The 412-nt window shown below is 60.4% G+C and carries 1 protein-coding gene; it reads left to right on the top strand.

Annotated features, from left to right (window positions below):
- A partial coding sequence (locus BN1128_RS15840; protein WP_042870494.1) for an HD domain-containing phosphohydrolase occupies positions 1–412 on the top strand: 412 nt, incomplete at both ends.

Raw genomic sequence — 412 nt, 5'->3', positions numbered from 1 at the left:
GGATCTCGGTTGCAGCAGCAATGCCGCCCGCATCTGCGAGCTCTATCTCACCGACGATCTGCACTTCAAACGCGACTTCAAGCTGGTGGATGGCTCCCTCTCCGAGGTGGTCAACTTCGTGCTGGGCCACACTGGCCTGCAGGCCGATCTGCTGGGGCGCTTTCGCAGCCTGTTTCACATCTTTCGCAACGGCGATCAGATTGCCAACGAACTGATCCAGACCCGCTGCCACCGTGGTGCCGATATCGCTCGCCAGCTGCGCTTCAGTGACGAGGTGGCCGGTGGCATTCTCTCTCTCGACGAGCACTGGAATGGCAAGGGGCGGCCGCTGCAGTTGGCCGGTGAGGCGATACCCCTCTTCTCTCGCATCGCTTTACTCTGTCAGGTGGTGGATGTGTTTCATGCTGCTGCA

This window comes from Aeromonas piscicola (assembly GCF_000820005.1).
Classification (GTDB): domain Bacteria; phylum Pseudomonadota; class Gammaproteobacteria; order Enterobacterales; family Aeromonadaceae; genus Aeromonas; species Aeromonas piscicola.
This window is presented reverse-complemented; position numbering and strand designations above follow the sequence as displayed.